The organism is Haladaptatus ordinarius, assembly GCF_054177595.1.
Genome location: NZ_JBPEHH010000056.1, coordinates 18,985 through 27,787, shown reverse-complemented (window position 1 = coordinate 27,787; position 8,803 = coordinate 18,985). Strand labels below are relative to the sequence as shown.

At 55.7% G+C, this 8,803-nt stretch carries 8 protein-coding genes; 4 read left to right on the top strand and 4 right to left on the bottom strand.

Annotated elements, in window-relative coordinates; all coding sequences use genetic code 11:
• Positions 1–711 precede the first annotated feature (711 nt).
• The 4 genes from ACR3FF_RS17945 to ACR3FF_RS17930 form a co-directional block, all read right to left on the bottom strand.
• Positions 712–1,014, bottom strand: coding sequence for a DUF3006 domain-containing protein (locus ACR3FF_RS17945; RefSeq protein WP_458189476.1), 303 nt, complete (start codon positions 1,012–1,014; stop codon positions 712–714).
• Positions 1,014–2,204: a lamin tail domain-containing protein gene (locus ACR3FF_RS17940; protein WP_458189475.1), complete on the bottom strand. Its 1,191-nt coding sequence runs from the start codon at positions 2,202–2,204 to the stop codon at positions 1,014–1,016. The genes ACR3FF_RS17945 and ACR3FF_RS17940 overlap by 1 nt, the downstream gene beginning before the upstream one ends.
• Before the next feature lie 523 nt (positions 2,205–2,727).
• A complete protein-coding gene (locus ACR3FF_RS17935; RefSeq protein WP_458189474.1) occupies positions 2,728–4,878 on the bottom strand; it encodes a DEAD/DEAH box helicase in 2,151 nt (716 codons plus the stop codon).
• 289 nt (positions 4,879–5,167) lie between these two features.
• A complete protein-coding gene (locus ACR3FF_RS17930; RefSeq protein ID WP_458189473.1) occupies positions 5,168–6,028 on the bottom strand; it encodes a DNA-binding protein in 861 nt (286 codons plus the stop codon).
• Between the two features lie 541 nt (positions 6,029–6,569).
• On the opposite strand from ACR3FF_RS17930, the gene ACR3FF_RS17925 reads away from it, so the two are divergent.
• The 4 genes from ACR3FF_RS17925 to ACR3FF_RS17910 all read left to right on the top strand — a co-directional run bounded on the left by ACR3FF_RS17925 (position 6,570) and on the right by ACR3FF_RS17910 (position 8,654).
• The gene (locus ACR3FF_RS17925; protein ID WP_458189471.1) at positions 6,570–7,100 is read left to right on the top strand and encodes a DUF7342 family protein; all 531 of its coding nucleotides are present in this window, start codon (positions 6,570–6,572) and stop codon (positions 7,098–7,100) included.
• A 2-nt stretch (positions 7,101–7,102) separates the two neighbouring features.
• Positions 7,103–7,540, top strand: a complete 438-nt coding sequence (locus ACR3FF_RS17920) for a toxin-antitoxin system TumE family protein (RefSeq protein WP_458189470.1) — start codon at positions 7,103–7,105, stop codon at positions 7,538–7,540.
• Positions 7,541–7,854: 314 nt separating this feature from the next.
• On the top strand, positions 7,855–8,145 hold the full coding sequence (locus ACR3FF_RS17915; RefSeq protein ID WP_458189469.1) for a UPF0175 family protein: 291 nt from the start codon (positions 7,855–7,857) through the stop codon (positions 8,143–8,145).
• On the top strand, positions 8,145–8,654 hold the full coding sequence (locus ACR3FF_RS17910) for a PIN domain-containing protein (protein ID WP_458189468.1): 510 nt from the start codon (positions 8,145–8,147) through the stop codon (positions 8,652–8,654). Before ACR3FF_RS17915 ends, ACR3FF_RS17910 begins: the two co-directional genes overlap by 1 nt.
• Positions 8,655–8,803: the final 149 nt, after the last annotated feature.

Sequence of the window (8,803 nt, the reverse complement as noted above, 5' to 3'; positions counted from 1 at the left end):
CACGTGCACAAGTGTTCCTCGCGCTGTGTCTTCGCCTCGTCGTCGCCATCACCAACTACGAACGTGGAGACAATCCGGGAAGTACCGTGATCACGGTGTGAGAACTCTTCTATGACACCCTCCCGATGACTGGTTACCTGTAGCAAGGAGAGAGCCCCGGCCTCCCGGCCGGGCGTGAATCCGACCACTTTCAGTCCGAACTACGCGGTTAAGTCCGCAGGGGTCGTCTTTCCGGTAACTCACCGGGCAAAAGTTGGCGGTTGGATTGATGTCCGCCCATACGACGAAGGCTACCATATCGTTCCCGCAAGGGCGTCACGAGGCTGTGGAAACACAGTAATCAAAATGCGAACCTCGTCCATGTGAGCGTCACCATCGTGGCAGGGAGGTGACGCCGGTCGATGGCACGACCTGTGCCCGGACGCGGAGAAATCGGCGTCCGGGGGCCTCCCCCGACCCCTTCGTGGGAACGAAGATGCACTGTGCAAGGAGATACCGCGTCCTTCGGGACGCCGAATACGCCACATCCCTCGCGGGACTCACGTACTGCGCACGAACCGAGACACCCCGTGCAAGCGGGTGGTGGATTTGCCCCCGTCGGACAAACCGGGTTCCACGCACCAGTTTTGCGGGGTGCGATGGCCGGGGCGACCCCGAGCGAGGATGGGGAAACCTCGCCGTTCACGGCAAGGAGGATGTCATTGAGTCGCCTTACGAATCTTCGTCGTCATTCGATGGCCGACGCGCGAGGCGGTCGAACCGCTTTTGAGCGTCTGTTGTACGGTCCTCGGTCTCGGTTGGTCTGTACTGTATCTTCTCGACCGTCTCCTCGTCGATCGTGATGGTGAAGATTGCATCCTGGTGCCGTCCCGATTCGGGGAGTTCATCCTGATCCATGATGAGTTCGTCGACAGTCTCGCCATCCGATTCTAGCAACAGAACGGCAAGATCGCCTTCGAACCGATCAAGCACAGCAGTGTACGTCTGCGCAGATTCAGAGCACTCGTCGGCCATTAGTATGTCTCCCGAAGTATCGTTTCACCAGCATCGTCCAAGACGATGACGGTGTCGCCACCGTTGTTCCAGACCGCCTGGTTCGAGTTCCAGTAGAGGTCTGTAGCAGTATCTGTTCCACTTCCCGTACGTATCTTGACCTGATCACCCGGTGCGAGCGTGACTCCCTTTGGAATGGTGTAGCTGTGACCAGCCTCGTCTTTGAGGGTCCAACCTGTGAGGTCGAGCGTCTGCGTTCCTGTGTTCTCGAATACGAGGTACTCGTCATTGAGATTCTCGTTGTCGTTGCCGCTGGCATCGGCGTGAATGGTACTGAGTCGAAACGAGGGCGATTGCTGTGAGTGGGTTGTCGTGGCCCGTGTCGTTTCCTCTGTGTCCCTGGTCGTCTTCGTGCCGATCGTCGTTCGAGGAGCCACGGGCTTGGTCGAACCCGGCTCGACTGGCGGTGCATCCCGAAGCGAGAGTGGGTCGGTCGGCGCGTCCGATTGTGTCTTGACGGTAACGTCTTGTCCATCGCTTACGAGCACGATATTCCCGTGGACAGCAGTCCAGTAGGTTTGCACGTTGTGCGCTGCAAAGCGTTCGAGCGTCTCCTCGTCTGGATGCCCATACTGCGAGTTGTAGGCGCTCGAAATCACTGCTATTCGTGGTTCGACCCTGTCGAGTAACGCGTTACCAGTGCTGGACTTGCTCCCGTGGTGACCTGCCGAAAGCACTGTTGCGTCGAGTGTTGACCCATACCGTTCGACCAGATACTCCTCTTCTTGCTGTGCAGCATCCCCCGGAAGGAGAAGACTCGTCTTTCCATAGGTCACCTTGAGGACGATACTGTTGTCGTTTCGCTCCTTGTTCGCGAGATACTGTTTCGGTGGGCCGAGAACCGTCACGTCGACGCTACCGAAGTTGATCTGGTCTCCCGCGAGCGTTTTGTACAACGTCACATCGTGTTTCTCAACGGTATCTAAGTATCTCTGATAGGTTTCAGAACTGGAGGCGATACCGGGGTCGTACACGGCCCCGATCCCGTTTGCCTTGGTTTCGTAGTAGTCGATCACGGCCGCGTGGCCGCCGATGTGGTCGGCGTCTGCGTGTGATGTAACGAGATGGTCGATACGGGTAATATCGTGTTGACGGAGATACTGAAGGACGTGTTCACCATCGTTCCGCCAATCACCAGAATCGACGAGCATCGTTTCTCCACTCGGCGAGACAAGGAGTGTACTGGTAGACTGCCCGACGTTAATGAAATGCACCTCGACTGAACCGACTCGTTCAGTTGTTGTGGATGATGCTGTGGACGATGGGGTTTGAGTCGCAGTCGTGTTCGTCACCGTCGTCGTCGACCCATCAGGTCCATTTGGCCCGCCACCTGCACAGCCGGCGATGATGACGAGGAATGCGAGAACGAAAGTGACGAGTAACCGTTGACCGCGCATACAGTACCTCTTCGGCGGACGGTCAAATATCGTCTGTGTCGTTCATTGATAAATCGCAAATCTACATCTTAGTAGAAGAACTCACGAACCAGCGACTGCCTCACTGGAGTATCTGGTAGTGTAGGAAACCGAGTTGGGCTACATCAATTATGTCGTTTGTTTCGGAAGTCATCGACCTGGTTTGTTTGCAAGCGGTGATCGTTCGGTCATTTCTCGGACTTGAATGGTGGCCAGTCCGTAGTCGGAAGTTATCAATAGAAATTTTCAAGTCAAAGAGTCACACGAAATCCGCAAGATGTGTGTCTTTGAGATTTTCTGTATCTGTCTCAAGTTCGTTATCGAGGTTTCGTGTATCCGGCACCTCGAACGTAATCGAGGGGGTTGCTTTTCGAACGTCACCAAGAACTCGCTCAAGTTCGTCTAAAATTTCTGCACCCTCTTCGATTCCAGTAATCGTACACCAGGCACGCGACCGACTGGCGGCGATGAACGCTTCGTTACGCCGTCGAACTGGGTCGCCCTTGTACGATTCATCGACGACTGCCTCGAGGCCGACAACGTAGACGGAGGCAGCTTCGTTCCCCTTTGCCCGCTGAATACGTGAGGCAGTCACTTTGCCGGGTCGTGCGAACTCTTTGTTATCGTCATTCCACACGCAGTTGAGGTCGATGCCGTGTGCTTGGAGTTCCTCACGGAGCATGTAATGACCATGTCCTTTCGCCTTCTTCCCGCGAAGGACGACCAGCACTTGCTCTGGATTGAGCCCGTGTTCGTGAACGTCGTCGGCGATCTGTTCGGCGACCCATTCAATCTCATTGGATTTTCGGTCGAAGCGTTCACTCTGGACGAACGGTGCAGCGTTCGGATAGTCTTGCAATGGGTGTGGTGAGTTCGCCAGCGGACGAGTCAGAGTCGCCTGGCTGCCTGTCTTTCGGAAATCACCGTCCACCTCGTAGCCCAGATTGTCCCAGCCGTCCTGTCGAGTGATCGCCTGTAATGGGCCCTCTTCGCGCTTCAATCCCATTCCGAGTGCGTGAGCGGTCATCAACACTTCACGCGGTGCGCGATAGGCTTTCCGCATGATGTGGCTCTTCTGGATTCCATCTTCGTACGACCCACTCATGTCGACACGCGGGGTGCCGTCCTCGTCAGTGCCGAAGATGTTTGTCGGACTCGGGGCAGTAAGACTCCCCAAGTCCTGGGCCTCGTCGTACGCCCAGATGAGTCGGTCGTTTTCGTCAAGGGCTTCCAGACACAGATTGAAGAACTGTGGGCCGAAATCCTGCGCCTCGTCGATGAGGATCGCGTCCCACATGGTCGGGACGTTTCCTGTCTCCAGAACCTCTGTCGCGACTGCCTCCTGCAGATCGGTGTTCCAGCCGAAGCGATCGCGTGCTTCTCCGACGTCAAGGGCCTCGACCTCTAGCGTCGCGTCAGCAACGCGTTTGTAGACGCCTGCCCCAGTCTTGTTTCCACCCCAGCCGTGGATGATGTCGATGTCGTCTGCAACGTTATCGAACGATTCGCTCGTAAAGTGCTCGTAATAGCGTTCGACAAGGCTGGTGATGTGGTCGTACAGGCTTTTCGTGCTGAATGTGAGTGCGATACGCCAGTCGTTGTCCTCCGAAAGCATACGGGCCGCCTTCATCGCGACGAGGACTGACTTCCCGGATCCGGCGATTTCGCGAATCTGCTGTGGGCCATTCGGGATTCGCATTCCAATCTCTTGTTGAGTGACGTCGAGACCTTCGAGCCCCTTGGCAACGGTCTCGTAGTGCTCGGTACGTGTCGTCGGGCTCGCGGGCGGCGATCCGTGCTTTCCGCTGATCGGCTGGCCACAACTCAACACGTCACGGGCGGCTTCGTATTCCTCGTTGGAAAGTGGGTCGAACGTCAGTACGTTCTCGAGCTGTGTACGAAGGGCAACAGGCGTCATGTCGTCGCTAAGGATGACACGGGGCTCGGATGGCCCGCTGAATCCACGACGTTCCCACTCGTCACGACTGATGTTCGGCAGTGCGACGAACACGTTCATTGGAATCTTGACCTGTCCGCGGTCGTTGCGAAGGATTGATTCCCGCTGGAAGAACGACGTCAGGTGAAATCCTTGATCGCGAGCCTGCTCGAGTGGTGCGGCTCGTTTTTGGTTGATATTCTGAAGGTACCACGTTTCGCCTTCGATGGATGCAATGTGGTCGATCAGATACCCTTTACACTCGATGATGAGCAGGCCGAGTTCTTCATGGAGTAGAACGAAGTCCGGTTTTCGGTCGAAGCGATTGCCACCCTTCTCAATGATTGGATACTGATGATAAAGGACGCCACGTTCATTCCGGTCGAACACCTGCTTCAATCGTTCCCATACCTCCAGTTCCGCTTCGCCACCGGAGTCGGATTCCGTGACGGACGTGGCGGGGATATATTCCATATCTTTGAGGACATACTATCAGTTGTTAAATATGTCTTGCTTTTATTGTTTGTAAACTGATTATTTGATGAGTATTCCCTACTTTGTCATAGAGTTGACTATTGCGGAAATGTTTGTGCTGGGATAGACAAACGATTGCATCTCGACTTCCGACGATGGAAAGTTCGTGACTTCTCGACCCGGATTTCTATGTCATGGCTGCGGGCAGCGTCGCAAGTACGGAGCGGAGGGTGAGGAGTGGGGTCAGGGCAGGTCTGGGGAATAGTAAAGGGAAGACCGCGTCAACCGACTACTCCCACCACCGATCGCGGTCGGGGGAAGAGATGGTGCTCCACCCGGTCACCGCCACTGAGACGCGTCCCTCGTACCAGTTCTTTGCGACCGACCGCAACTGAACGTTTTCTCCTTCCAACACTTTCGTTTTCCGCGATGCTCGCCACACGGTGAACTTGATCGTCCCAGTCTCATCCTCCAGTAGCCCAACCTGCTGGATTTTCGGATGCACGGACGTCCACAGCGTTTTCACGACGCCCTGGATGCTCACCTCCTTCCGATTCACATCTTGCACGTCCGCGATCGGAATCACCTGTCCGGGTGCCGTCCGTAACTCCTCGTACACCCCCACGACCGCGCTCATCATCCCCGTTCCATCCACGACTCGCTCGGCCAACCGCCGACTGATCGCCGCCCGCGACCAGCCGTCGAGTTTTTCTTCCAACCGCATTGCCTGCTTGTTCACCGCCCCCAATTGCTCCTGTGTCAACTCCTCACGGGGATCTCGGTGCTCCGGGTCACACCACGCATCAACACTCGCCGCTCGCTTCTGGAACTCACGATGCCGCATTCTGCTCCCCTGTGCTACCACCGTCTGACACTCCGCTTCCCGATTCGAATCCTGCGACCGGTCCCACCGCTCCCGTGTTCGTTTGATTTCCATCTCTCGTGCTACCAACCGCTCTTCTGCCGCCAACGTCAGTCCCCGTCCGACTCCATCGGGATGATTCGTATCGACCTTCGCCTGAATCGTCTGCTCGACCGACGGCCGCAGCTCGAGTTCTTCTTCGACGACCTCGAATCGCTCCTCGTCTTCCTGTTCGAATGCCTGTTCATCGACCGAAACTACTTGTCCGATAGTGCGTTTACTACTCATTGGAGTTCCAACTCCGAAGGCGCGTCCACTACCGCGTCTTTTCCAACACTCGCCACTACACGAGTTCCATCTCTGCACCGACTGCCCGTCTCCTGCGCGCGCTCGCTTGCGCCTTCGCGAGCGCGCGCTATCGGCCGTTACACAAACGAGCACGCGCGCCGTCCCGGCCGGGTCGAGTGGCCAGCGGAGTTAGTCCGTCGCCGAACGAATGAGGGGAGTTCCGAGCACCCGCGGCGCGCAGGAACCGACTGACTAACCCGCTGGCGTTCCGGGAGGGCACGAACGACGACCCGGCCGTACAGGACGGCGAGCGGGCGTCCCGTTAGCGAACACCCAGCAAACAATGAGAAACCAACCGCGACAACCCACACCGAGCGTGCTGTGCTCTGGTATACTCTGGACACGGGTCGTCAGTAGCCGCTGTCTTAACCCACGTATTCTCTCCTTCTATGCGAATTTCAGCAGCGTCACACGTTCGATGCTCAGGTGAATCTAATGCGTCGTCGATAGTTATATTGCGTATCTACTCGTATTTGTGCGTATGAACACCGAGGACGACGAACATGGCCCACCCGAATCGGATTTTTCCGAAGGACTCGTCGACAGGCTGCAGAACGCGCCAGCCGATGAACGGGTATACCGAATCGCACTCGAGTTGACCGACCCAACCCGAGTGGCAGATGTTGCTGAGCGTGCCGATTGTTCAAAGAATGCCGCACGCCGACATCTCAAGCGGCTCGTCGAAATCGGTCTATTGACGCAGGTAACGGAGAATCCTGCGACATTCAACCGGAACGAAGCGTACTTCGAATGGAGACGCCTCAATCGATTATCGGAACTGAGCGAACAAGAGTACAAAGAGCGACTTGGAAATCTGCTCGCCGAAAATGAAGAGTATAAAGAGACGTACGATGTCTCGAAACCGGATGACATCGACCCGTTAGAGTACGCTGAATTCGGGGATCCGGAACAAGTCTGGTTAGACTTGGACAATTGGAACGCAGTGAGAGAAGAGATCCGCTATCTTCGTCGGGCCAACCAAGATAATGCTACGGATGAGGGAGTCGTCTAGTCGTGGAGTACGGCGAGACAAAACGAACCCCTCGTCGTGAATTGTTACGCGAGCTTGCATCCCTTCTCAGTTCCGAAGAGTGGATCGAGACGATTTCTGTCTTCCCGTCAAATAGACCGGATTCGGTCGTCGTATCGCTCGTGCAGCAGCACTATCCACGCGAGTACGTTTCAGACGTGTATCTCGAAGTCCAATCATACACCAATGGTGACTTCCATATCACATACCTCGAAGATCATCATGGCGAGCAGTGGATGTGCCGATGGGACCGGCATGCAAGCGGTGATTATTCTCGAGACCATTTCCACACGCCACCTGATGCAAAACACGAAGACGGTGTCGATCGGACCTACCCACCGAATCTTACAGCAGTGATTTCCCAAGAAGTTGTACCGTGGATTTACCAGCGAATGGGTGACGTGTGGACAGAATACGGGTGACGTCTTCCCAGTCTTTCAGGGTAGCGGTTCTCACGATTCGTTACCAACCTTCGAAAAACTATAAGACGGAGATTTGCGCTGGACGTCAAGGTGCCCCAGCCGAGTATGATCGCCGATCGTGGCCTGCAGCACGAGCGACTCGTCCAAGAGGATACGAACGACGGCCCAGCCGAAGAGTGGCGAGCAGGCGTCCCGTCAGCGAACACGAGCCGAACTAGTGTTGCCGTCCACTTCTTTGGCAGGGTGAGACCCTCGGAAGTCTCTTTGTCACTATCACCCGAACAGTTGTATACGATAAATACATAGTAAACACCATGGGGACGATTTCAGCGCGCGTGCCGGATGAGCTTGAAGCAGAACTGGAAACCTATCTCGAAGACGAGAAACTTGACCGAAGCACTGCTGTCCGAAAATTACTCGCTGAAGGGCTTGAAGAGTGGCGGCGCGAACGGGCGCTCGAGCAGTTCAAAATGGGTGACGTGACGTTTACGAAAGCCGCTGAACGCGCCGAGATGAGCGTCTGGGACTTCGCACAGTTCCTCAAAGACCGTGACGTGACGTGGGTCGCAGGAGACCACCTCGAAGCCGACCTCGAGGATCTCTGATGTGGGTCTTCGATGCAACGCCACTGATATACCTCGGCAAAGCAGATGCACTCACACATCTGAGCGCTCTGGAAGCGCCTCGATTCATTCCGGAAGCTGTCTATGATGAGGTGGTTACGGCGGGTCTCGACCACGACTATCCCGATGCACGTCGGATTGAACGACAGGTCGATGCTGGGACATTTGAGGTAGTACCGGTAGACGAAACACCCATCTCTAACAGGCTTCGACAAAATCCGAATCTGAGCGAGGCAGACATCGACGTGCTCGTCCTCGCAGCAGAGCGTGACGCCATTGCAGTGATGGATGAGCAGTATGGCCGTGATGTCGCTGCCACGGAGGAAATCCAAACCCGCGGAACAGCATATCTCCTTTTATCGCTCGTCAAGCAGGACGCGATTACCGTAGACGAAGCACGCGGAACGATCGAGACCATGCTTGATTTTGGGTGGTACTGTGCGCCGAATCTGTACGCTCAAATCATCGCCAAACTTGACTCGTTTAGGTGATTCTGGTGTTTATGAACTGTCTGGTTGGAGGCATCAATCCACAATAAACGAATCCAGTGATTGTCATCAACTTGTTGACTCGACTGACTAACCCGCTGGCGTTCCGGGAGAGTGCGAACGACGGCACGGTCGACAAAGACGGCGAGCGG